This is a genomic window from Phytohabitans houttuyneae, from assembly GCF_011764425.1.
Lineage (GTDB): Bacteria > Actinomycetota > Actinomycetes > Mycobacteriales > Micromonosporaceae > Phytohabitans > Phytohabitans houttuyneae.
The window spans coordinates 1997862-2019843 of record NZ_BLPF01000001.1 but is presented as its reverse complement, the minus strand read 5'-3'; the positions used below and the strand labels follow the sequence as shown (position 1 = coordinate 2019843).

Genomic DNA, 21982 nt, shown 5'->3' with positions numbered 1-21982 from the left:
GGATCGGGGCACAAGCGGCCTAAATGGCGCGAATCACGCCAGGCTGGCCACCCTGCGCTTACGCCAGCCTGGCCACCCCGCGCTTTACGGCAGGCTGGCCACCCCGCGCGCGTTTCACGGCAGGCTGGCCACCCCGCGGGGCAGGAAGCGCTGGCCGGTGACCCGCTCGGACGTGCCGGTGCGGTCCAGGTACGGCGTGATGCCGCCCAGGTGGAACGGCCACCCGCCGCCCAGGATCAGGCAGAGGTCGATGTCCTGCGGCTCGGCCACCACGCCCTCGTCCAGCATCAGCCGGACCTCCTGGGCGAGCGCTTCGAGCGCCCGCTGGCGCACCTGCTCCGGTGTGGACGGCTGGTCGCCGAACTCCAGCAGCCCGGCCACCTCGGGGTTGACCTGGTCGTCGACAAGGAACGGCTTGCCGGACTCGGCGACCTTGCGCAGGTTGTCGGAGACCGGGAAGCGGTCCGGGAAGGCGGCGTGCAGGATGCCGCCCACGTGGTACGCGACCGCCGGGCCGACGAGCTGCATCAGCGGCAGGGGCCGCATCGGCAGGCCGAGCGGGTCGAGCGCCTCGTTGGCGACGTCGAGCGGCGTGCCCTCGTCGACGGCCGCGAAGATCTCGCCGAGGAAGCGGGTCAGCAGCCGGTTGACCACGAACGCTGGCGCGTCCTTGACCAGCACGCAGGACTTGCGCAGCTCCTTGCCGACCGCGAACGCGGTGGCCAGCGTGGCGTCGTCGGTCCGCTCGCCCCGGATGATCTCCAGCAGCGGCATGACCGCGACCGGGTTGAAGAAGTGGAAGCCCACCACCCGCTCGGGGTGCTCAAGGTCGGCCGCCATCTCGGTGATCGAGAGCGAGGAGGTGTTGGTCGCCAGTACCGCCTCGGGCTTGACGATCTTTTCCAGCTCGGCCCAGACCTGCTTCTTCACGCCGAGGTCCTCGAAGACCGCCTCGACCACGAGGTCGGCGTCGGCGAAGACACCCTTGTCCACCGAGCCGCTGATCAGCCCGTGCAGCTTGGCCGCCTTGCCCGGGTCCAGCCGGCCCTTGGCGAGCATCTTGTCGATCTCGCCGTGTACGTACGTGACCCCCTTGTCGACCCGCGTCTGGTCGAGGTCGGTCAGCACGACCGGCACCTCCAGGCGGCGGGCGAACAGCAGCGCGATCTGGCCGGCCATCAGCCCGGCGCCGACAAGGCCGACCTTGGTGACGTCGCGGGCGAGCCCCGGGGCGGGCGCGCCGGCCGGGCGCTTGGCGCGGCGCTGCACGAGGTCGAACGCGTACAGGCCGCTGCGCAGCTCCTCGCTCATCACCAGGTCGGCGAGGGCCTCCTCCTCGGCGGCGGTACCGCTGGCGAAGTCCGCGTCGCGCGCGAGGCCGAGCAGCTCCAGCGCCCGGTTGGCGGAGGGCACCGCGCCGTGCAGCCGGTCGTCGAGCGTCTTCTTGGCGAAGAAGAGCACGCCGTCCCACATGTCCTTGTCGACCTCGGGCCGGGTGACGGTGACCTCGCCGCGCACGACGGCGGCCGCCCACTCCAGGGACCGCTCCAGGAAGTCGGCCGGCTCCAGCAGCACGTCCGCGATGCCGAGCTCGGCGGCCTGCGCCGGCTTGAGCATCTTGTTCTGGGTGAGCGGGTTCTGGATGATCACCTGCGCGGCGGGCGCGATGCCGATGAGGTTGGGCAGCAGCTGGGTGCCGCCCCAGCCGGGTACCAGCCCGAGCAGCACCTCCGGGAGTGCGAGCGCCGCCGCGCCGCCGGAGAGCGTGCGGTAGTGGCAGTGCAGCGCCAGCTCCAGCCCGCCGCCCATGGCCGCGCCGTTGACGAACGCGAACGTCGGCACCGTGCTGTCCTTGAGCCGGGCGAAGACCCGGTGTCCGAGCCGCCCGATCTCCAGCGCCTGGTCGCGCGAGGTGATCGTCGGCAGGCCGGTGACGTCGGCGCCCACGCAGAAGATGTACGGCTTGCCGGTGACCGCGACGAACGCCGGCTGGGCCGCGAGCGCCTCGGTGATCGCCGCGTCGAGGCTGGCGAGGCCCTCGGCGCCGAGCGTGTTGGGCTTCTTGTGGTCGAAGCCGTTGTCCAATGTGATCAGTGCCGCCGGCTTGTCGAGACCGGGCACGGGCACGAGGCGCAGCAGCGCCTTTGTGACAACCTCGGTGTACGTCACTTGCCCTCCCAGTGCGGGTTTTCCCAGATGACCGTGCCGCCCATGCCGATGCCGATGCACATCGCGGTCAGGCCGTACCGCACCTCGGGGTGCTCGGCGAACTGCCGCGAGAGCTGCGTCATCAGCCGTACGCCCGAGGAGGCGAGCGGGTGGCCGACCGAGATCGCGCCGCCCCACGGGTTTACCCGCGGGTCGTCGTCGGCGATGCCGAAGTGGTCGAGGAACGCGAGCACCTGCACCGCGAACGCCTCGTTCAGCTCGAAGAGGCCGATGTCCCCGATGGACAGGCCGGCGAGGCGGAGCGCCTTCTCGGTCGAGGGGATCGGGCCGTACCCCATCACCTCGGGCTCGACACCGACGAAGCCGTACGACACGAGCCGCGCGCCAATCGGCAGGCCCAGCTCGCGGGCCACGTCCTCGGCGGCGATGATGCTCGCGGTGGCGCCGTCGTTCAGCCCCGCCGCGTTGCCCGCGGTCACCCGGCCGTGCGGGCGGAACGGGGTCTTGAGCGTCGCCAGCTTCTCCAGGCTTGTCTCCCGCGGCGCCTCGTCGACGGTCGCCAGACCCCAGCCGGCCTCCGGGTCGCGCACGGCGACCGAGACGAGGTCCTGCTGGATCTTGCCGTCCGCGTACGCCTTCGCGGTCTTCTCCTGGGAGGCGAGGCCGAACGCGTCGGCGCGGGCCTTCGTGACCGAGGGGACCCGGTCGTGCAGGTTTTCCGCGGTCGCGCCCATGACCAGCGCGGACGGGTCGACCAGCTTCTCGGCGAGGATGCGCGGGTTGGGGTCGACGCCCTCGCCCATCGGGTGGCGGCCCATGTGCTCGACGCCCCCGGCGATTGCCACGTCGTACGCGCCCATCGCGATCCCGCCCGCCACGGTGGTGACCGCGGTCATCGCGCCGGCGCACATGCGGTCGATCGCGTACCCGGGCACCGTCTTCGGCAGGCCGGCCAGCAGCGCGGCGGTACGGCCGATGGTGAGGCCCTGGTCACCGATCTGGGTGGTGGCGGCGATGGCCACCTCGTCCACCCGCTCCGGCGGCAGCTGGGGGTTGCGCCGCAGCAGCTCCCGGATGCAGCGGATCACCAGGTCGTCGGCGCGGGTGTTGGCATACATGCCGCCCGCCTTGCCGAAGGGTGTGCGGACGCCGTCGACAAAGACGACATCACGGACTTGACGGGGCACGACAGGCCACCTCCTGGGCGATGAGTCCTCCTGCCCTGGATGCTACCCGTCGGTAACCTTGCGTCGTGCTGTGGGACGGGTCACTCGGGCTCGCGCAGCGCGACCGCCAAGCCGTCCGCGATCAGTCCCACCTGCCAGGCCCGCGCGCCGTACCCGCGGAGGGTCGCCGCGACCGTCTCCGGCGTGATCTCCTCGGGCGGCGTCCAGGCCAGCCGCCGCACCGAGTCGGGCGTGATCAGGTTTTCCGGTGGCAGCGTGTGCTCGGCGGCGGCCGTGGTGACGACCTCCCGGCACCGGGCCAGGCGGGCGGCCGCGACCGGGTCGCGCTCGGCCCACCGGTGCGGCGGCGGAGGACCGTCCAGCGGCGGCGCCACCGGGAGCATGTCGTCGGGCAGGTCACGGGCCTTGGTCAGCGCGTCGATCCAGGTGCGGGCCAGCCGCCGCACCGACCGCCCGCCGAAGCCGGGCAGCGTGAGCAGCGTCCGTTCGTCCTTGGGGTCGAGCTCCGCGGCCGCGATGATCGCCGCGTCTGGCAGCACCCGGCCGGGCGCCGAGTCGCGCCGGGCGGCGATCTCGTCCCGCGCGTACCACATCGCGCGCACCCGGGCCTGCGCCCGCGCGCCCCGGATGCGGTGGATGCCGGAGGTGCGCCGCCACGGGTCGGGGCGCTGGCGGGGCGGCTGCGCACCGGACGCGACAAGCGCCGCGAACTCCTCGGCGGCCCACCCGTCCTTGCCCTGTGCCGCCAGCTCGGCCGCGAGCTTGTCGCGCAGGTCGACGAGGAGCTCGACGTCCAGCGCCGCGTACGTGAGCCACGACTCCGGCAGGGGTCGCGTGGACCAGTCGGCGGCCGAGTGGTGCTTCTCCAGCGTGTACCCAAGTAGCTGTTCGGTCAGTGCCGCCAAGCCGACCCGCTCGAATCCGGCCAGCCGAGCGGCCAATTCGGTGTCGAATAGGCGACGGGGCCGCAGTCCGAGGTCGGCGAGGCAGGGGAGATCCTGGCTCGCGGCGTGCAGTACCCATTCAGCGTCGGCGATGGCTTCGTCGAGCACGCGCAGGTCACCAAGGGGAAGGGGATCGATGAGCACGCTGCCGGCGCCGGCTCGGCGCAGCTGCACCAGGTAGGCGCGCTGGGTATACCGGTAGCCGGACGCGCGCTCGGCGTCCACAGCCACCGGGCCGGTACCGGCGGCGAACTGGGCCACGACCTCGGCAAGCTGGTCAGGCGTCTCGATGGGGGCAGGGGTGCCCTCGCGGGGGGCGGTCAGCGGCACGGGCCCGCCAGGCGTTATTGGGTCGGGCCCCACGCTTTCGGTTGCCGGAGCTGGCCGGCTGTGTGGTCCGTCCCCTGCTTGGCGTTGCGCGGCCCGACGGCGCAGGGGTGGTTCGTCGGTCACCCGACAACCGTAGTGTGGTCGCCGGCTGGCAACGAGCAGCCGGTGCCCGGCGCGTCGGACCGTCACTGTGCGATCGAGGTACGCGCGGGGGCACTCGGCGCGTCACCGGACCCGGCGCCCGTGTCAGCATGAAGGAGACAAACGTCGTTCCCACCGGTACGGTCCACCGGTGCCGCCGATCGGCCCGGGTGGGGTTGTGCCGAGATGCGACTGTGGAACGGGCGTCCTAGGGGAGGGGCGAGATCTCGATGACTGCTGGGTACGACCCGCTGTCCGCACAGCCCGGCGCACAGGTGCCCGGTCCGCGCCACTCGTTCGACGACGAGGTGGGTGTGGCACCGGCCGGAGGAGCCGGCATGCCCGCCGGCGGCTTGCCGCGCGCTGACGACCCGGACGGGCTGTACCGGCCGGGACCGCCCCCGCCACCTCCGCAGGGGCCGCCGCCCGCCCAGCCGTATGGCGCGGTGCCGCCGCAGCCCGGACCGCCGCCCGGTCCCGCCTACCCGGGACCGCCGCCCCCGGCCTTCCCCGCGCCGGGTTACCCGCTGTCCGCGCCGCCGATGTCGGCGCTGCCCGGCGGCGATCCGCACTACCCGATGTACGGCGCACCCCCGCAGGCACCCCGCCGCCGGATCTCCTGGCTCGGGCTGAGCGCGCTGGTGCTCGCCCTGATCATCGGCGCTGTCGCGGTCGTGCAGGCCATCCAGATCCGTGACCTGCAGGACCGCGTCGCCTCCGGTGACCGGGCGCTCGCCGAGGCGCAGGCCGCCGACAAGGGCCGCCTGGACGGGCTCGACGGGCGCACCACCGAGCTGGAGACCGCGGCCGGCAAGGCGTTCAACCCCGAGGCGATCTCGAGCGAGGTCCTGCCCAGCGTGTTCCGCGTGGCTGCCGGGCAGTTCACCGGCACGGCATTCGCGGTCGGCAAGCAGACCGGCAGCAGCACCAACCTGTTCACCAACTTCCACGTGGTCGAGTCGGTCTGGGACGCGGGCCAGCGCGAGGTGTTCATCGAGCGCAAGGACCAGCGGTGGCCGGCGACGATCGTGCGGGTCGACGAGCAGGACGACGTCGCCCAGCTGCGCACCAACAACAAGTTCACCGGGCTGGCCACCGCCCGCGAGCCGGCCAAGTCGGGCCAGCAGATCGTGGTCGTCGGCGCGCCGCTCGGGCTGGAGGACACGGTCACGACCGGTGTGATCAGCGCGATCCGCAAGGACGAGGGCGGCTCCGGCACTGTGATCCAGTTTGACGCTCCGATCAACCCCGGCAACTCCGGCGGTCCCGTGGTCAACGCCGCCAAGCAGGTGGTCGGCATCGCCACCGCCAAGGCCCGGGACGCGGAGGGCATCGGCCTCGCGGTGCCGATCAAGACCGCCTGCGACCAGTTCAAGATCTGTTGACGTGCCGCGGCGCCCCGGCCGGCCCGAGACCGCCGGGAGCGCCGCTCTGACCGGGCGGCCGAGCGCCCACAGGAGGAAAGATGTCCTACCCCCGAACCCGCCAGGCGGACAGTACCCACCGCAGGGTGAGCAGCCACCGACGCAGCCCTTCCCGAGCGGCAACGAGCAGGCGTACACGATCCCGACCGGCTCGGTACCGGCCGCCTCGTACCCGCCGCCGGAGCCGACATCGGCGCCCCAGTCGCCGTACGGCGTGCCGGCCCAGCCCGCCGCGCAGCCGTCCTACCCCGCGCAGCCGTCCTACCCCGCGCAGCCCGCGTACCCGCCGGCCCAGCAGCCGCCCACCGCCGCGTACCCGCAGGCGGAGCCGCCCGCGCAGCCGTCGTACCCGCCGGCACAGCCGTCCTACCCGCCGGCCGACCCCGGCCCCGGCTACGCGGCGCAGCCCGGCTACCCGCCCGCCTCCTCGTACGACCCGGCGTCGGCCCCGCCGGCCGGGCCCCTGTCGGGCGTGCCGTACTCCGCCGCGCCGATGTCCGTCCCGCCCACGTCGGGCCCGTCCTACGGCGCGCCTTACGGTGCGGTCCCACCGCCGGCCAAGCGGGGGCAGGCGGCGCTCATCCTCGGCATCGTGGCGGCGCTGCTGTTCATCGGCGGCGGCATCATGACCGGCCTCTACATCAGCAAGTCCGGTGACCTGACGCGCACCGAGAAGCAGATGAACGAGCAGGTCAGCACCCGCGACGACACGATCGCGGCCAAGACCACCGAGGTCGACAAGCTCAAGAAGGACCTGACGGCGGCCAACGAGAAGCTGTCGCAGACCGAGCGCGACCTCACCGGCACGCAGAACGCCAAGGAGCAGACCGAGAAGGAGAAGGCGGTCATCGCCGACTGCCTCACCAAGGTCAACACGTTCCTCGCCGCGCTGGCCGACGGCGACCAGGCCGCGGCCAACCGCGCGATCAGCGCGCTCGAGGCGCCGTGCAACGAGGCCGAGAGGTACATGTAACAGGGCTTTACGGAGCGGTCGTGGCGGCGCCACGGCCGCTCCGGCGCGTCAGAGGGTCGCCAGTGGTTGATCAGGGACTTCGTGGTCGGACACGCCGTGCGCCGCGCCCACCAACTCCCTGATCAACGGCCTGAGGTCCTTTAGGCCATCATGCGGCTGCCGTGCAGGGCGGTCACCCCGGGCGGCGGCAGGCCGGCCGTCGAGGCGAGCACCGCGCACCAGGCCAGCAGGTGGGCGCCCAGGTCTTCGCAGGTCGGGGTCCATGAGGCGCGGATCTCGATGTCGGCGGCGGCCGGCGGGCCGGCGAGGTCGCCGAAGCGGGTGGAGATCGTCTGGGTGACCGTGCCGGCGATCGCGGTGTGCGTGGCCTCCTCGGCCTCCAGGGCGTCGGTCAGCCAGGTCCAACCCACCGCGGGCAGCAGCGGGTCGGCCGCGAGGTCCGGCTCCAGCTCCGCCGTCACGTACGTGACCAGGCGCATCGTGCCGTCCCACGCCTCGTGACCTGCCGGGTCGTGCAGCAGGATCAGCCGGCCGGTGGCGACCTCCTCGCCGTCCTTGAGGACGATGCCGCTCACCGCGTACGAGTACGGCGCGAGGCGCTGCGGGGCGGGCACCTCCTCCAGCTCGATCTCCGCGCGCGGCTTCGCGGCCTTCAAGCCGGCCACCGCCCGCGTGAAGACTTCCGGATGCCCGTTCGGAGACACCATGTCCCGCAGCCTAAGCCGCGTTCGGCCACAGCGGGGGACCGCCGCGCCGACAGCGGGTGACGGGAGCCCGGACCGGCCCGGGGCGGGAGTGGCCGGCGTGGCACGATGAACGCGATGACGACGACCATGGAGGGCAGCGCCGCCCACCGGGAGCGCCCCGCGGCCGACTCGGTGTTCGTGCGCGCCTGCCGGGGCCGGACGGTCCCGCACACGCCGGTGTGGTTCATGCGACAGGCGGGGCGTTCGCTGCCGGAGTACCGGAAGGTGCGCGCCGGGATCCCGATGCTGGAGGCGTGCCGCCGCCCCGACCTGGTGGCGGAGATCACCCTCCAGCCGGTCCGGCGCCACGGCGTCGACGCCGCGATCCTCTTCAGCGACATCGTGGTACCGGTCGCGGCGGCCGGCGTCGACCTGGACATCGAGCCGGGCACGGGCCCGGTCGTGGCCGAGCCGATCCGCACCGAGGCCGACCTGGACCGGCTGCGGCCCCTGACACCGCCCGACGTGTCCTTTGTGGACGAGGCGGTGCGGCTGCTCGTCGCCGAGCTGGGCGCGATCCCGCTGATCGGCTTCGCGGGCGCGCCGTTCACGCTGGCCAGCTACCTGATCGAGGGTGGGCCGTCGCGGACGCACGCCAAGACCAAGGCGATGATGTACGGCGCGCCGGAGCTCTGGCACGCCCTCTGCGGCCGCCTGGCCGACATCACCCTGGAGTTCCTCCGCGTGCAGGTGGCGGCGGGTGTCTCGGCCGTGCAGCTCTTCGACTCGTGGGCCGGCGCGCTTTCCGACGCCGACTACCGCCGCTTCGTGCTGCCACACTCCGCGCACGTTCTCGGCGGGCTGGCTGGCGCCGGCGTGCCGCGGATCCACTTCGGCGTGGGCACCGCCCAACTGCTGACCGCGATGGGCGAGGCGGGCGCGGACGTGGTCGGCGTCGACTGGCGCACCCCGCTGGACACCGCCAGCGCGCTGGTCGGGCCCGACCGGTCGGTGCAGGGCAACCTCGACCCGTCGGTGCTCTTCGCCCCGTGGGCGGTGGTCGAGCGCGAGGTGCGCCGCGTGCTGGCGGAGGGGCGGGCTGCCCCCGGCCACGTCTTCAACCTCGGCCACGGCGTGCTCCCGGAGACCGACCCGGAGGTCCTGACCCGGGTGGTCGCGCTAGTGCACGAGGCGAGCGCGCGCTGACAGGCGCAGCGCCTGCCAGGAGCCGTCCGCGTACCAGCCGCCGTCGACCGAGAGCGTCTCGCCGTTGACGAAGCCGCTCTTGGCCGGGTCGGCCAGGAACGCCACGGCCTGCGCGATGTCGTCGGGCGAGGCGAACCTCCCCTGCGGCACGTGGTCGGTGATGTCGCTGTCCCCGTACGCCCCTCGGCCTGGGACGCCTCGTCCATCTCGGTCTTGACCCAGCCGGGGCAGACCGCGTTGACCCGCACGCCCCGCCCGCCCCACTCGGCGGCGAGCGTGCGGGTGAGCCCGATCAGGCCGTGCTTGCTCGCGTTGTACGCCGCGCGGTCGGCCACGCCGCGCAGCCCGGCGACCGAGGCGATGTTGATGATCGTGCCCGCGCCGGCGCCCAGCATCAGCCGCCCGAACTCGCGGCACAGCAGGAACGGCCCGGTCAGGTTGACGTCGAGCACCCGGCGCCAGTCGTCGAGCGTGGTCTCCTCCAGCGGCGTGATGAACGCGATACCCGCGTTGTTGACCACCACGTCGACGCGCCCGAAGCGCTCGTCCACCGCCGCCGCGAACGCGATCACGTCGGCCTCCGCGCTCACGTCCCCCAGCACCGCGAGGTCCGCGGCGACCGGCTGCTGGTCCATCACCGCCAGCGCGTACCCCTCGGCACTCAACACCTCGGCCACCCGGCGACCGATGCCCTGTGCGGCACCCGTCACGACCGCCACCCGCTCACCCGTCATGGGACGCAGCTTAGTTACGGTTGGCTGGTGAAGCGCGAGGAGTGAGCTCCGACGGCCCGGACCCGCGGTCGGTCATCCGCCCGCGAGCCCCGCAGTCGCGAACGAAAGGTAGACACGGTGAGCAGACCGCCGAACGTCGCCGTGGTGGGTGGCGGGATAGCCGGGTTGGCCGCCGCCCTCCGGCTGCGGGACCGCGGGCCGGAGGGCACGACCGTCACCGTGTACGAGCAGTCCGGCGCGGTGGGCGGCAAGCTGAGCACCGGCGAGGTGGCCGGCTCGGCGGTCGAGCTGGGCGCGGAGGCGTTCCTCGTGCGCGACCCGGACGGCGGCGACTCGGCCGCCGTGGCGCTGGCCCGTCGCGTGGGGCTGGGTGACGCCCTGGTGCATCCGGCGACCGGGCAGGCCGCGCTGGCGCTGCACGGCACGCTCACGCCCATGCCCGGCGGCACCCTCCTCGGCGTACCCGCTGATCTGGAGAAAGTGGCGGCGGTGGCGCGGCCGGACGCGGACCTGGACCGGGACGGCGGCCGCCCGCTGCTCGGCCCGGGGAGGATGTCGCGGTCGGGCCGTTCGTGCGGCGGCGGCTGGGCGACGAGGTCGTCGACCGGCTGGTCGACCCCCTGCTCGGCGGCGTGTACGCGGGGCGGGCCGACGCGCTCTCGCTGGCCGCGACGATGCCTGGCCTCGCCCGGGCGGCGCGGGTGGAGCACACGCTGACCGGAGCGGTGTGCGCCGCGCTGGCCGCCGCGCCCCGACCGCCGGGCGTGCCGGTCTTCGCCACGGTCGCCGGCGGCGTGAGCCGACTGGCGGCGGCGGTGGCCGAGGCGTCCGGCGCGCGGATCCGGCTGGGCGCGCCGGTGCGCGAGCTGACCCCGGTGCCCGGCGGCTGGCGGGTCGGACCGGACACTGTGGACGCGGTCGTGCTGGCGCTGCCGGCCCGGGCCGCGGCCCGCCTGCTCGGCGTCCCCCCGCCGCTGGACTACGCGAGCGTCGCGCTGGTGACGCTCGCCCTGCCCGCTCCCGAGCTGCCCGCCCTCTCCGGCTTCCTGGTGCCGGCGCAGGAGGGCACGCTCGTCAAGGCCGCCACCTTCTTCTCCACCAAGTGGGCCCACCTGCGCCGCGACGACGGGGTGGCGCTGGTGCGCGCGTCCGTCGGGCGGTACGGCGAGGAGCACCGCCTGCACGCCGGCGATCCCGAGCTGGTCCGCGGCGTCCACTCCGAACTGTCCACATTGGTGAGCAGCCGCCTGCCCGAGCCGGTCGACGCGCGCGTGCAGCGGTGGGGCGGCGCACTCCCGCAGTATCCCGTGGGGCACGTGGAGCGGGTGGCCGCGCTCCGCGCGACGCTGCCACCGACGGTGGCTCTCGCCGGCGCCGGCTACGACGGTGTCGGCATCCCGGCCTGCGTGCGCTCCGGCGAGGCCGCGGCCGACGACGTACTGAAAGGACTGTCATGAGTGAGCGAAGCGAGCGAATCATCGGGCTCAGTCCGCTTGGAGCCTCGTGCCCGCCCGGAGCGAAGCGAGGACGGGCATGAGCGAACAGACGAACGCGGGACGGATCAAAGAGCTGAACGCGACGATCCGGTACACGATGTGGTCGGTCTTCCGGGCGACCGGCCCGCTGCCGGCGCTGCGCGAGTCGCTGGCCGGTGAGGTGGACTCGCTGTTCGAGCAGCTGGCAGCGAAGGACGTGGTCGTCCGCGGCACCTATGACGTGTCCGGGCTGCGCGCCGACGCCGACCTGATGGTGTGGTGGCACGCGCCCACGGCGGACGCGCTCCAGGAGGCGTACGGGCTCTTCCGCCGCACCGCGCTCGGCCGCCACCTCGCCCCGGTCTGGTCGCAGATGGCGCTGCACCGGCCGGCGGAGTTCAACAAGAGCCACCTCCCGGCGTTCCTTTCCGGCGAGGAGGCGAGGGCGTATGTGTGCGTGTATCCGTTCGTGCGTTCCTACGAGTGGTACCTCTTACCTGACGAGGATCGCCGCGACATGCTCGCCGAACACGGCCGGCAGGCGCGCGGCTTCCCCGACGTGCGCGCGAACACGGTGGCTTCGTTCGCGCTCGGCGACTACGAGTGGATGTTGGCTTTCGAGGCGGACGAGCTGCACCGCATCGTCGACCTGATGCGTGAGCTGCGGGCCTCCCGGGCCCGGCGCCACGTGCGTGAGGAGGTGCCTTTCTACACCGGACGGCGCCGCTCGATGCCCGAGCTCGTCGCCGCGCTGCCGTGAGTCATTTCACGCTCGCACGTGCCATCGGCACGTGCGGGATGCCGTCCTCCATGAACTCCGGTCCGGTCACCACATACCCGTAACGCTCGTAAAAGCGCACCAGGTGCGCCTGCGCGTCGAGCACGCTCGGGCGGTCGCCGATCTGCTCCAGGGCGGCCGTCATCAGCTGGGCGGCCGCGCCGCTGCCGCGCTCGGCCGAGGTCACCACGACCCGGCCGACCCGCGCGACGCCGCCGGGGTCGGCCAGGATCCGCAGGTACGCCACGGGTGCGCCGTCACGGGAGAGCCAGATGTGACGCGTCTCCGGCTCGGTGTCCCGACCGTCCAGCTCCGGGTAGGCGCATTTCTGCTCCACCACGAACACGTCGACACGCAGCCGCAGCAGCTCGTAGAGCGTGCGGGTGTCGAGGTGAGCGAAGGAGGTGACGTGCAGGTCCATGGCCCGATCCTTGCACGTCGCCGGGAAAACACGGTGTGTCGTTTCCACCTGGCGGGGTGTGCGCGGGCAAAGCTCGGTGGAGCCCCAACATTCGGTGCCACGGAGGAGCAAGGTGATCAAGAGAAACAAATTGTTCGGTACCAAGACGCGGGTGACTTTCTGCCTGCCGAAGGACTCGCCTCCGGGAGCGGTGAGCGTCGTCGGCTGCTTCAACGAGTGGGAGCCGGGACGCCACGAGCTTGTGCCGCGCAAGGACGGCACCCGGACCGTCACACTCAAGCTGGAGCCGGGGCGGTACCGCTTCCGGTACCTCGCCGACGGTGGCGTGTGGCTCGACGACGAAGAGGCCGACCGGATCGACCACGAGGGTGGCGAGCTGGTTCTCTGAACCGGATCGGAGCGTCCCTCGTATTGGAGGAGCCATCTCCGTCGTGAGCTGGCAACATGAGGGACGCTCTGATCGCGGGGTAGGGATCAATGACGGCAAAACCGGCACATGCCGGCCCCCGGGCTGGTCCGAGTGGACAAATGGCGTTACCTTCGGGTCGCGAGTAATCAGCGCATGGGTATCCATGCGTTCCAAGGGGAGGCTCCCCTGGGCGGGGGGCACGACAGAGGAGCGGGGTGAGTCTGCCTTGACAGGAACTCCAGGGATCGGCAACGTCCACGCCACCCAGGCACAGCTGAACCAGATGGCTACGCGGTGCCAGGACGTCCGTGAGCGTTTGGCGACGGGGATGGCACAGCTGCTGGACCGGGTGAACGACCTCGGCGGCAGCGGCATGAGCGGCTCGGCCAACTCCGCTCTGCAGGGTGTGTCGGCCGACCTCAACAACGGCCTGACGAAGATTCTGAACGCGCTGGACGAGCTGTCCGGCAAGATCAGCAACGCCTCGACCCAGTTCGGGGTGCAGGACGACGACGCGGCGTCCACCATCCGCAACGCTGCCGGCGCGACCGGCGACGGCGCGGTCATCTCGGCCCTCCGCGGCTGACGTCCACACCGAGTCGAGAGGCGAAATCACGATGAGCAGCGACCTCCCAATCACTTACAACTTCGGCGCCATCGCCGACGTGGCGACCGCCATTGGTACGTACTCCGGAAACATGGACGTCGAGCTCGGCGACCTGTACAACGACTTCAAGACGCTCTTCGCGTCCGAGTGGCAGGGCGCCGCGGGCCAGGCGTGCGACGCCGCGCAGCAGCAGTGGAACGCCGGCGCTGACGAGATCAAGGGCGCGCTGCTCCGTCTCGGCCAGGCGCTGGGCGCCTCGTCCGAGCGCATGCAGCAGGTCGACCAGTCGATCTCCGCTGGCTTCTGACGTTCACGGCGTGCGGCGCCGACGGGTCCCGGCGGTGGCATTGCCTCCGCCGGGACCGGCGTCAGCGGCTTCTGCCAGAGCATGTTGATTTGGTACATCGCAAGGTTTGATCCGGGGGAGGCACGGTGGCTATTCCTGACGAGGGCGGCGGGAGCACGACCTACGACTACGAGTCCTTCGGGGACCGGGTCAATGTCGAGGTCACCGATCTGGTCACCTACTGGGAAGAGATGACCCGGCTCTCGGGCGAGGCCACGGGCGCCGCCAGCAACGCGATGGCCGAGATGCAGATGATGATTCACAATGCGCTGTCGACGCCGCTGGAGGGCGAGATCCTGCCCGAGGGGCAGCAGGCGGCCCGCTTCCTGACCGGTCGTGTCACCGACTTCCAGCGCTTCATCGCCGACGTCACCACGGGCATCACCAACATCGGCAACGCCGCCGCGGTCGTGGCGGAGATGTACGAGGGCTCCGACAACGAAAACGGCGCGAACCTCGGCGACATCGGCTTCGTCTTCGGCGACTACGGCGCGCGGGGCCCGGAGGGCTTCCGCAAGACGGAGACCTTCCAGGAGTGGCAGCAGCGGATGGCCCAGGAGTCCGGGATGGACGCCCAGGCGCTCACCGGCGACGAGCGCTTCGCCACCAACACGGTGTCGTACCCGTACGGCGCGATCTACACGTTCGGCGACGGCTCCCGCAAGCAGACCTACTCCGGCTACGAGAGCGGCCCGAACGGCGAGCTGGTCGCCGTCAGCACGGTGTACATCTACGGTCCGGACGGCAAGCTGCTGTCGAGCACCACCGAGCGCAGCTTCGAAAACAGCGCCGGCCGCCAGGTCAACAGCACCAGCACGACGTCCGGCGAGGGCGACCAGCGCCGCCAGAGCACCAGCACGACGACCGAAAACGCCGACGGCAGCATGACCGTCTCCAACCAGACGCAGGCCGGAGACTCCACCCCGGTCACGACGGAGACGACGGTGCGGCGCGACAGCCACCAGGACGACGGCGTCGAGTCGCCGGTCTCCGACGCCGCCGAGGATCTCGGCAGCGATGGCGACCAGCAGACCGTGCACGACTACGGCATGGCTTAGGGGGGACCATGTCGGACGACTACTTCGGGTACACCACAGCGGGCAACGAAGCCCTGATGGAAAACCGCCGCATGGCGACCCGGATGGGCGAGGACATCCGGTACTACCCGCCGGCGTCGAGCGACGGCAACTACATCGAGCCGACGCCGAACTTCGAGGAGAAGTTCGAGGGCGGGCTGAGCCCCGGCGAGGAGACCCGCGAGTACTACGCCAACGGCATCGAGCAGATCTACAAGCGGATCATGAGCCAGGACCCGGTCGTGCTGTACCAGCTCGCCGACCAGTGGTTCGAGCTCAACCAGGTCCTCGACGACCTGCGCACCCGCGTGCTGAAGGCCGCGACCAACCTCAAGGAGGGCGGCGACGGCGCGGGCGGCAACGGCGGGTGGACCGGCGCCGGTGCCGACGCGTTCCTCGCCCGCGGGCCGGGTGCCACGCTCAAGTCGATCGACGACTGGGAGCAGGCGTCCTTCCAGAACTGGATGGGCACGCTGGCGCTGGTAAGCGTGATCAACCAGCGCCGTGGCGAGATGGCCGACCTGTGGCGTGAGTACAAAGAGGGCATGGTGGCGCACAGCCAGATGTGGCTGGACAACCCACAAAACTACGAGTACGGCACCAACAAGCCCTTCTCGTCGCCCGACGCCATCCCGAAGGGCAGCTACGAGGCCGAGGAGTACATCACCTGGATGCGCCAGGGACAGCTCGGCTGGCACCACAAGGCGCAGAAGATCCAGTGGGACATGGCCCGCGACTACTGGTCCACGATGAGCGAGGACTACGCCGGCGGGCGCGCGACGGTCTACGAGGGACCCACCGACGCGGTGATGCCCAACATGGAGTTCATCGCGCGGTACAAGATGGGCCCGATGCCGAACATCCCCAAGCCCAACATCACCACGCCCGACGGCGTCGATCCCAACATCACGAAGCCGAACATCGTGAAGCCCGACGTCACGGTCCCCGACATCCCCCAGAACACCGGCAAGCCCGACATCACGGCACCGAGCGTCGACGACATCGTGGCGCCGGACATCACCACGCCCACTGTCACGCCGCCGAACATCACCACGCCCGTGGTGCCACCCCCCGTGGTCACGCCGCCCGTGCTGCCGCCGGTCATCACGCCGCCGGCCGTGACGGGCGTGCCGGGTGGGCTGCCCACGACGCGTCCAGCCGTGATGCCGCCCGGCGAGGGCCTGCTGAGCAACCTGAAGTCCGGCGGCGGTCCCGGCGTCCTGCGCGCCGGCATGCAGCCGCCCGGCGGGGAGGGCCTCCCACCGGGCATGCCGCAGGGTGGCCGCCCCGGCCAGGCGCCTCCGCCCCCGGCCATCAAGGGCCGCGGGCCGGGCGGGCCCAACGCCCCGATGGCACCGCCGCAGGGCAAGGGCGGCGCGCCCGACCGGCCCACGCCAGCGACGCCCGGCACGCCGACCACACCGGGCCTCACCGACCAGTTCGGCGGACCGTCCGGTACCCCGTCCTCGCCGGTCCTGCGCAACCCGCACGCCACGCCCGCGCAGCCGGGCCGGGGCGGCGGTGGTCCGCGGCGCGGCACGCCGGGCCTGCCGGGCGCGCCGATGCAGCGCAACCCCGACGGCACCCCGATGCGGCCCGACGCCGCGCCCCCGGTGCTCGGCCGACCCGCACCCCGCACGCCGGAGCGCATGCCCCCGGCGCGTCCCACGACGCCGGCCGCCAACACGCCGGGCGGGCCGTTCAACCCGCTGGCGCCGCCGCAGCGGCCGACCGCCAGCCCGGTGGTCGGGCGCTCGGCCCAGGCCGGTCCGGGAGCGCCGAAGCCGCCGGAGCCGACCGCGGGTGTCATGCGCGGCAAGCGCAACGACGGCAACAGCGGGTACGAGGCGGAGATCGGTTCGCGCAAGCGGGAGGTCAAGGACCCGCAGGTCACGATCGACGAAGAGTTCGACCGGATCAGCGCGATCCTCTCCCAGGAGAGCGCCTGGACCGTGGAGACACCCGGTGGCGGCGTCCTGGACGCGGCGCCCACGCGCAACCAGGCACGGTCGGCGGAGCCCAAGCCGACCCTGGGCGCATGAGGGCTGCCCGTACCCCGGTGGCCGGTGCCGTTCGTCGAGGCACGGCGGCGGTGTTCGCCGCCGTGCTCCTCGCGGCGGGCGGCGCGGGCTGCGGCGGGTCGGACGAGCCGGGCGACCGCACGATCACGCTGCCGCCGCTGCCGTCGACCGAGAAGACCTCCGCGGCGCCGCCCACCGGCGTCGTCTACAAGCTCTCCGGCGACCTGTGCGAAAAGGCCGACCAGGCGCCGTTCGCCGACCTCTATCCCACGGAGGACGACAAGCGGCTGGCCAGCACCGAGAAGCTGTGCGTGACCCGGCGTACCTCGCCGGACAAGAGCATCAGCCTCACCATCGACGCCGACCTGCTGCCCACCGAGTCCGCGGCGAAGCTCTTCGTGGAGACCGGGCGCCGGCTGGCGAAGCGGCCGTACACCGACGTCGACGGCGCCGGCGCGGACGCGTACTGGGACGGCGACAAGGACGACGTGAAGCTGACCAGCTACCACGGCAACCTGGTGCTCGAGGTGCAGGCCGCGGTCAACGTCGCCGACGGCATGCCCAAAGACGTCGTGCAGCGCCTCGTGCGCGTCGCGGAGGGCACGTACGCGAAGCTGGCGCCATGAGCGCGCCTGGCGATCTGGCCCCCGGTGCGCGCTTCGCGATGAGCGTGATCCACCCGGGCTCGCCGACGCTTCAGGTGCGCTTCCGGCAGGGTGTGCTCGTCACGCCGTACGGCTTTCCCGACTGGCCGCTGTGCGCCCGCGCGGTCGTCGAGCTGCCGCCGCTCGATGCCGCGCTGACCCTTGAGGAGCAGCGGATCCTCGACGTGTTGACGGCCAACGCGGCCATGGCCCGGATGGCCGGCGAGCCGGAGGGCGATCCGCTGTGGCCGGTGACGGCCGCGGCGGGCACGCTCGGGGCGGGCGCGACGGCGCGGTGCCCACGCCGGCCGGCTGGTGCTGGGCACACGTGGGCACCCCCGACGGCGACCGGCTGCTCGCCTTGGTGCCGATCGAGCTGCACGGGTCGTTCCGGCACGCCGGCGGGGTGCGCCTGCTGCCGGCCTCCGCGCGTGGCCTGCGCCCGGAGGCCGAGCCGCTGTCCGTCGGACCGGCGGCCGGTGACGAGGTACCGGATGATCTGCTCGATCTGCTGGAGAGCGCGTTGGGGTGGCCGCTGCCGCCGGCGTACCGGCGCTTCGTGGCCGAGACGAACGGTGTCGGCCCGGCGGCGCCCGCGGTGCTCCCGCCCTACGGCTTCGTGGCCGACCAGCCGCTGTTCGGCATCGCCCGCGAAGACCGCCACCAGGACCTGTCCTATGTGGCCGACTGGGTGCGCGACCGGCTGACCGTCGACTTCCTGCCGATCGGCTACGTGCAGGGCGGCCTGCTGGCGGTCAAGGTCTCCGGCGACGACGTCGACTCGGTCTGGTACCTGGACGACGACGACCCGCGCGACCGCGAGGCGTACGGGCCGGAGGAGGTCTGCGGCCACCTGCTGCAGCGCTGCGCGGACAGCGTCGACGACCTGTGGGCCCGCCTGGTGCGGCCGCCGGCGGCGCTGGTCGAGCTTGCCACCGCGGCCGTGGGCCAGGTCACTCTCGTGCGGGACGGTGCGGTCGGCGCCGGGCTGCCGGCGAAGCTGAAGGCGCCCTGGCAGGAGCAGGGCCGGCCGGGGCGGGACCCGGTGGCGTCGATGTTCGAGGCGGTGTAGCCGGTGATCGAGGGTGAGACGAGCGCCTGGGCGCCGGCGAACGACGTGGAGCGCGAGCTCCAGCACGCCGTGGGTGACGGCGACATCGGCGCGGTCATGCGCATCCTCGCCGTGGCGCCGCTGGTGGTGCCCGGGTACCAGGACGAGGCGGACGCCCAGCCCGGCCGGCAGCGGCTGCTGACCCGCGAGCGCGACGGCGTGCCGTACCTGCTTGTCTTCACGTCGCCGGAGGCCCTGTACCGCGCGGTGCCGGCGGACGGCTGGCGGGCGACCACGCTCACCGAGGTGGTCTCCGGTACACCCGACGGCTGGGGGCTGGCGGTCAACCCGGTGACCCCGATCGGCATTCTGGTCAAGCCCGAGGACGTGCCGGAGCTGGTGCCCACGCAGCGGACCATGCGCGACTTCACCCCGGCCAACGAGGTGGAGCGGCTGCTGCGCGACGCGCTTGTCGCGCCGGACGCCGAGGTACTCCTCGACGTGCTGGTCACCGCCCAGGTGATGGTGCCGACGCAGGCGCTTTCGATGGACGGTGTGCTCGCCGTGCCGGTGTTCACGTCGGTGGACCGCTACGAGGACTGCCTCGGCGGCCAAGATCTGGACATTCCGGTCGTCACGCTCGACTTCATCTCGGTACTGCGGCAGTGGCCGGGCGACGACCACCGGCTCGCGGTCAACCCGGGCTCACCCATCGGCATCACACTGCCCGGCGAGCGGGTGCGGCACCTTGTCGCGTACGCCGAAGAGCTGGTGCGGCGCCGCCTCGGCGGTGACTCGGACCAGCCACCGCCGCCGCCACCCCCACTGCCCGTCGCGCCGTTCGCGGACCCGGCGCCCGCGCCGCCCGAACTGCCGCCCGGTGGCATCGGTGGGGCCTTGCGAGGCGAGGGCTGATACCCGATCGATGCGTGGATCATCTATTGTCGGAGCAGGTCCGAGGGCCTAGGGGGAGGTGGGAGGCATGGAGCGACCGCAATGGTCCGCGATTCGCGGCGTGATCGACGAGCTCCAGCAGACCATCGAAAACGCGGCCCAGACGCGGCAGCAGATCATGGAGATCACCGGCACGGCATGGTCCGACGACCGGATGATCAAGGCGGTTGTCGGCCCGCGTGGTCAGCTCATCGAGCTGGAGATCGACCCCCGGGTCTACCGCACGCCCAACTCGAAGGCGCTGGCCGCGTCGATCATGTCTACCGTGCGCGCCGCCGTCGAAGACGCCAACAAGCAGACGAAGGAGATCGTCGACAAGGTCATGCCCAAGGATCGTGGAATGGGTCTGATCGGGAAGACGGATTTCGACGTATTGATGGAAAGTCACGACGCAGACCTGCCGAAGGCGCTGAAGAAGAACGAGGAGGACGGCCATGGGTTCCTTCCTTGACATCCAGGACGACCCCAACCAGGTCAGCGGCACGGCCGCGATCCTGCGCTCGATGGGGACGACCTTCCAGTCGGAGGCGCAGACCATCCTCGGCGACATCAACGCGGTGAACGCCGAGCGCCCGTGGGGCAACGACCAGTACGGGCAGGCGTTCGAGCAGACCTACGACGTCGTGCCCGAGGGCAGCGACGTCCCGCTCCGCCAGGTCGTCGACGAGGGGCTCGGCCGCGCTGGCGAGGGTCTGGTCACGTCCGCGGGCAAGACCGTGCTGGCCATGACCGAGTACCAGGGCGTCGACGAGGACAACCGGGCAAACATCAACAGGGCGAACCTCCAGTAGATGGCCGACACCGTCGAGATCTACGTGAAGTACGCGGGCCCGGGTCAGTGGCTCGCCCACCGGGTGGCGGAGGCGCTCGACCTGCGTTCGTACTTCTACAGTGGCCAGGGTTTCGTGCTGCCCGTCGACGCCCGGCCGTGGATCGGCGTCGACAGCTGGGCGCACCTCAACCTGCGCCTCACCGACCTGGGTCGGGACGGCGACCCGGGTTCCTCGGCGGGTACGGCGTACGAACCGTACGAGTTCGAGCTGAGCCTTGAGTTCCGTGGGCCGCGCTGGCCGCTGGGCCGGTCACTCTTCGACCGGCTCACCCGGCTCGAGCTCCCGATGGCGTACGGCGACGACGGCGACATCTTCGCCGACTACCTGCCGGGCAGGGGCGTGCGGGAGTTCTCGCCCGGCACGTCCGTGGAGGAGGACGGGCGCCCGCTGTGGCGTGAGCCCGCGCTGGCCGTGGAGCGTTCGCCGGCTCCGGGCTGGCAGGTCGGCGTGGGTGCGGTCACGGTCTGCGAGACCGACGGCCTGCTCCAGTTCGTGCCGGTGTTCGGCACCCGATGGCTCTGCCCGGTCGCCTCGACCCGGACCTCGGTCGCGGCCGTCGACATCGGACTGTCTCTGGCCGCCGCGCTCAGCACCGCCGACCGCCCGGGGCGCGACGAGCGCGACGAGGTCATGGCCCGGCTCGCCGGTGCGGCCCGGCTGCCGACCGACGAGTTCCTGCGCCGCACCGTCTCGTTCGACGTGCGGACGGTGGGCGCCGAGGTGGTCGGCACGGCGCACGCGGCCGCGCGCGACGGTGCGCAGGGCTCGATCGAGGAGCTGACCGGGCGGGTGCCGGTCGAGGCGGGGCCCGAGGCGCTCGGCGCGCTGGTGCTCGAACTGGTCGCGGCGGTACGGGCGCGCGTGCCGGCGTGACGGTTGACGGGGGAGGCAGAGGTGGACTGGGATCGGGTGGTCGCGGCCCTGGAGCAGCGGGTGCTGGCGCCCGGCGAGGAGGTCGAGGACCGGCGCGACTGGCCGGAGGCCTCGACCTTCATGGTGGGCGACTACGGGTACGAGGCGCGCCCCGCTGACTGGCTGATCAGTCAGGCGCCGTGGGTGGACGCCGCCGTGCGGGTTGTCGCCGACCGGTTCATGGACAACTTCGCCATTACCTACGGGCTGCTCTTCGCCGGCGATCAGGTGCTCTTCCTCAACGAGCCGGCCACGATCCGCGAGCTTGGCCGCCGGCTCGGTGCCGACGTCGAACCGATCGCGTACGCGGAGCTCCTCGCCGAGCTGTACTCCGGGCCGCACATCGACGAGCAGACGGTACTGCCGTTCGCCGCGACCGGCGCCCACCGGGCGGGCGTGCTGGTGCGCGACCCGGCCGCGTTCGCCGCCGAGTACGAGTGGGTGGATCCGGCCCTCGTCGCGGCGCCGGCGGTCCGCGCGGCCGCGACCGGTGTGGAGCTGGAGTTCTGCTCCGTCCGTTACTTCCTCACCGAGACGAAGTCGGCCGTTGACGTCCTACAGTGGACGGTCGTGGGCGGTGGCGGCCGCCCGGCGTCCTGGTCCCGCCGCTACCTGGCTGAACGCGTCGAACGCGCGTACCGGGTCGGCTGAGCCTGCCGGG

General features: G+C 72.2%; 22 protein-coding genes and 2 pseudogenes. 17 read left to right on the top strand and 7 right to left on the bottom strand.

Features of this window, described 5'->3' with window-relative positions:
- Positions 1–114 precede the first annotated feature (114 nt).
- The 3 genes from Phou_RS09075 to Phou_RS09065 all read right to left on the bottom strand — a co-directional run bounded on the left by Phou_RS09075 (position 115) and on the right by Phou_RS09065 (position 4753).
- Complete coding sequence (locus Phou_RS09075) at positions 115–2169, bottom strand: 3-hydroxyacyl-CoA dehydrogenase NAD-binding domain-containing protein (protein WP_173055278.1); 2055 nt, start codon at positions 2167–2169, stop codon at positions 115–117.
- Positions 2166–3356, bottom strand: coding sequence for a thiolase family protein (locus Phou_RS09070; RefSeq protein WP_173055276.1), 1191 nt, complete (start codon positions 3354–3356; stop codon positions 2166–2168). The genes Phou_RS09075 and Phou_RS09070 overlap by 4 nt, the downstream gene beginning before the upstream one ends.
- Before the next feature lie 80 nt (positions 3357–3436).
- Positions 3437–4753, bottom strand: a complete 1317-nt coding sequence (locus tag Phou_RS09065) for a ribonuclease D (RefSeq protein ID WP_173055274.1) — start codon at positions 4751–4753, stop codon at positions 3437–3439.
- 248 nt (positions 4754–5001) lie between these two features.
- On the opposite strand from Phou_RS09065, the gene Phou_RS09060 reads away from it, so the two are divergent.
- Complete coding sequence (locus Phou_RS09060) at positions 5002–6156, top strand: S1C family serine protease (RefSeq protein WP_173055272.1); 1155 nt, start codon at positions 5002–5004, stop codon at positions 6154–6156.
- Between the two features lies 1 nt (position 6157).
- Positions 6158–7168, top strand: coding sequence for a hypothetical protein (locus Phou_RS09055; protein ID WP_246273438.1), 1011 nt, complete (start codon positions 6158–6160; stop codon positions 7166–7168).
- 140 nt (positions 7169–7308) lie between these two features.
- Here the strand turns inward: Phou_RS09055 and Phou_RS09050 are convergent, their stop codons facing one another.
- A complete protein-coding gene (locus Phou_RS09050) occupies positions 7309–7875 on the bottom strand; it encodes a DUF3000 domain-containing protein (protein ID WP_173055270.1) in 567 nt (188 codons plus the stop codon).
- A gap of 114 nt (positions 7876–7989) precedes the next feature.
- Here Phou_RS09050 and hemE point away from each other — a divergent pair, with 114 nt between their 5' ends.
- Positions 7990–9060, top strand: a complete 1071-nt coding sequence (hemE, locus tag Phou_RS52390) for a uroporphyrinogen decarboxylase (protein ID WP_173055268.1) — start codon at positions 7990–7992, stop codon at positions 9058–9060.
- Here the strand turns inward: hemE and Phou_RS54365 are convergent.
- Positions 9034–9210, bottom strand: coding sequence for an SDR family oxidoreductase (locus Phou_RS54365; RefSeq protein WP_281365015.1), 177 nt, complete (start codon positions 9208–9210; stop codon positions 9034–9036). The genes hemE and Phou_RS54365 overlap by 27 nt on opposite strands.
- A 95-nt stretch (positions 9211–9305) precedes the next feature.
- Positions 9306–9794: pseudogene (locus Phou_RS55390) on the bottom strand (SDR family NAD(P)-dependent oxidoreductase); the annotation flags it as partial.
- Between the two features lie 117 nt (positions 9795–9911).
- On the opposite strand from Phou_RS55390, the pseudogene Phou_RS09035 reads away from it, so the two are divergent.
- Positions 9912–11251, top strand: a pseudogene (locus tag Phou_RS09035) (FAD-dependent oxidoreductase).
- Positions 11252–11327: 76 nt separating this feature from the next.
- On the top strand, positions 11328–12029 hold the full coding sequence (hemQ, locus tag Phou_RS09030; protein WP_173055266.1) for a hydrogen peroxide-dependent heme synthase: 702 nt from the start codon (positions 11328–11330) through the stop codon (positions 12027–12029).
- A 1-nt stretch (position 12030) separates the two neighbouring features.
- On the opposite strand, the gene Phou_RS09025 is transcribed toward hemQ, so the two are convergent.
- Positions 12031–12468 (bottom strand): GNAT family N-acetyltransferase, encoded by a 438-nt coding sequence (locus tag Phou_RS09025; RefSeq protein WP_173055264.1) that lies wholly within the window; start codon positions 12466–12468, stop codon positions 12031–12033.
- Between the two features lie 112 nt (positions 12469–12580).
- On the opposite strand from Phou_RS09025, the gene Phou_RS09020 reads away from it, so the two are divergent.
- The 12 genes from Phou_RS09020 to Phou_RS08965 all read left to right on the top strand — a co-directional run bounded on the left by Phou_RS09020 (position 12581) and on the right by Phou_RS08965 (position 21972).
- The gene (locus Phou_RS09020; RefSeq protein WP_173055262.1) at positions 12581–12856 is read left to right on the top strand and encodes an isoamylase early set domain-containing protein; all 276 of its coding nucleotides are present in this window, start codon (positions 12581–12583) and stop codon (positions 12854–12856) included.
- Positions 12857–13040: 184 nt separating this feature from the next.
- Positions 13041–13463: a WXG100 family type VII secretion target gene (locus Phou_RS09015; RefSeq protein ID WP_173058207.1), complete on the top strand. Its 423-nt coding sequence runs from the start codon at positions 13041–13043 to the stop codon at positions 13461–13463.
- 31 nt (positions 13464–13494) lie between these two features.
- Entirely contained in the window at positions 13495–13791 is a 297-nt protein-coding gene (locus tag Phou_RS09010) for a WXG100 family type VII secretion target (RefSeq protein WP_173055260.1), read from the top strand.
- 125 nt (positions 13792–13916) lie between these two features.
- Positions 13917–14888, top strand: coding sequence for a hypothetical protein (locus Phou_RS09005; RefSeq protein WP_173055258.1), 972 nt, complete (start codon positions 13917–13919; stop codon positions 14886–14888).
- 8 nt (positions 14889–14896) lie between these two features.
- Positions 14897–16948 carry a hypothetical protein gene (locus Phou_RS09000; RefSeq protein WP_173055256.1) on the top strand — a complete coding sequence of 684 codons (2052 nt, stop codon included), beginning with the start codon at positions 14897–14899 and terminating at the stop codon, positions 16946–16948.
- Positions 16945–17553, top strand: a complete 609-nt coding sequence (locus Phou_RS08995; RefSeq protein ID WP_173055254.1) for a hypothetical protein — start codon at positions 16945–16947, stop codon at positions 17551–17553. Before Phou_RS09000 ends, Phou_RS08995 begins: the two co-directional genes overlap by 4 nt.
- A 262-nt stretch (positions 17554–17815) precedes the next feature.
- The gene (locus Phou_RS08990; RefSeq protein WP_173055252.1) at positions 17816–18643 is read left to right on the top strand and encodes an SMI1/KNR4 family protein; all 828 of its coding nucleotides are present in this window, start codon (positions 17816–17818) and stop codon (positions 18641–18643) included.
- Between the two features lie 3 nt (positions 18644–18646).
- A complete protein-coding gene (locus Phou_RS08985; protein ID WP_173055250.1) occupies positions 18647–19537 on the top strand; it encodes an SseB family protein in 891 nt (296 codons plus the stop codon).
- A gap of 67 nt (positions 19538–19604) precedes the next feature.
- On the top strand, positions 19605–20027 hold the full coding sequence (locus Phou_RS08980; RefSeq protein ID WP_173055248.1) for a YbaB/EbfC family nucleoid-associated protein: 423 nt from the start codon (positions 19605–19607) through the stop codon (positions 20025–20027).
- The gene (locus Phou_RS08975) at positions 20011–20367 is read left to right on the top strand and encodes a hypothetical protein (protein ID WP_173055246.1); all 357 of its coding nucleotides are present in this window, start codon (positions 20011–20013) and stop codon (positions 20365–20367) included. The genes Phou_RS08980 and Phou_RS08975 overlap by 17 nt, the downstream gene beginning before the upstream one ends.
- A complete protein-coding gene (locus tag Phou_RS08970; RefSeq protein WP_173055244.1) occupies positions 20368–21282 on the top strand; it encodes a hypothetical protein in 915 nt (304 codons plus the stop codon).
- Positions 21283–21303: 21 nt separating this feature from the next.
- Positions 21304–21972 (top strand): hypothetical protein, encoded by a 669-nt coding sequence (locus Phou_RS08965; RefSeq protein ID WP_173055242.1) that lies wholly within the window; start codon positions 21304–21306, stop codon positions 21970–21972.
- Positions 21973–21982 lie beyond the last annotated feature (10 nt).

Excerpts from the sequence above, each read along its gene's own strand:
- hemE (WP_173055268.1), top strand. The coding sequence starts at position 7,990 with ATGACGACGACCATGGAGGGCAGCGCCGCCCACCGGGAGCGCCCCGCG.
- Phou_RS09060 (WP_173055272.1), top strand. The coding sequence starts at position 5,002 with ATGACTGCTGGGTACGACCCGCTGTCCGCACAGCCCGGCGCACAGGTG.
- Phou_RS08970 (WP_173055244.1), top strand. The coding sequence starts at position 20,368 with ATGGCCGACACCGTCGAGATCTACGTGAAGTACGCGGGCCCGGGTCAG.
- Phou_RS08980 (WP_173055248.1), top strand. The coding sequence starts at position 19,605 with ATGGAGCGACCGCAATGGTCCGCGATTCGCGGCGTGATCGACGAGCTC.
- Phou_RS08975 (WP_173055246.1), top strand. The coding sequence starts at position 20,011 with ATGGGTTCCTTCCTTGACATCCAGGACGACCCCAACCAGGTCAGCGGC.
- Phou_RS09000 (WP_173055256.1), top strand. The coding sequence starts at position 14,897 with ATGTCGGACGACTACTTCGGGTACACCACAGCGGGCAACGAAGCCCTG.
- Phou_RS09025 (WP_173055264.1), bottom strand. The coding sequence starts at position 12,468 with ATGGACCTGCACGTCACCTCCTTCGCTCACCTCGACACCCGCACGCTC.
- Phou_RS09015 (WP_173058207.1), top strand. The coding sequence starts at position 13,041 with ATGCGTTCCAAGGGGAGGCTCCCCTGGGCGGGGGGCACGACAGAGGAG.
- Phou_RS09010 (WP_173055260.1), top strand. The coding sequence starts at position 13,495 with ATGAGCAGCGACCTCCCAATCACTTACAACTTCGGCGCCATCGCCGAC.
- Phou_RS09050 (WP_173055270.1), bottom strand. The coding sequence starts at position 7,875 with ATGGTGTCTCCGAACGGGCATCCGGAAGTCTTCACGCGGGCGGTGGCC.
- hemQ (WP_173055266.1), top strand. The coding sequence starts at position 11,328 with ATGAGCGAACAGACGAACGCGGGACGGATCAAAGAGCTGAACGCGACG.
- Phou_RS08995 (WP_173055254.1), top strand. The coding sequence starts at position 16,945 with ATGAGGGCTGCCCGTACCCCGGTGGCCGGTGCCGTTCGTCGAGGCACG.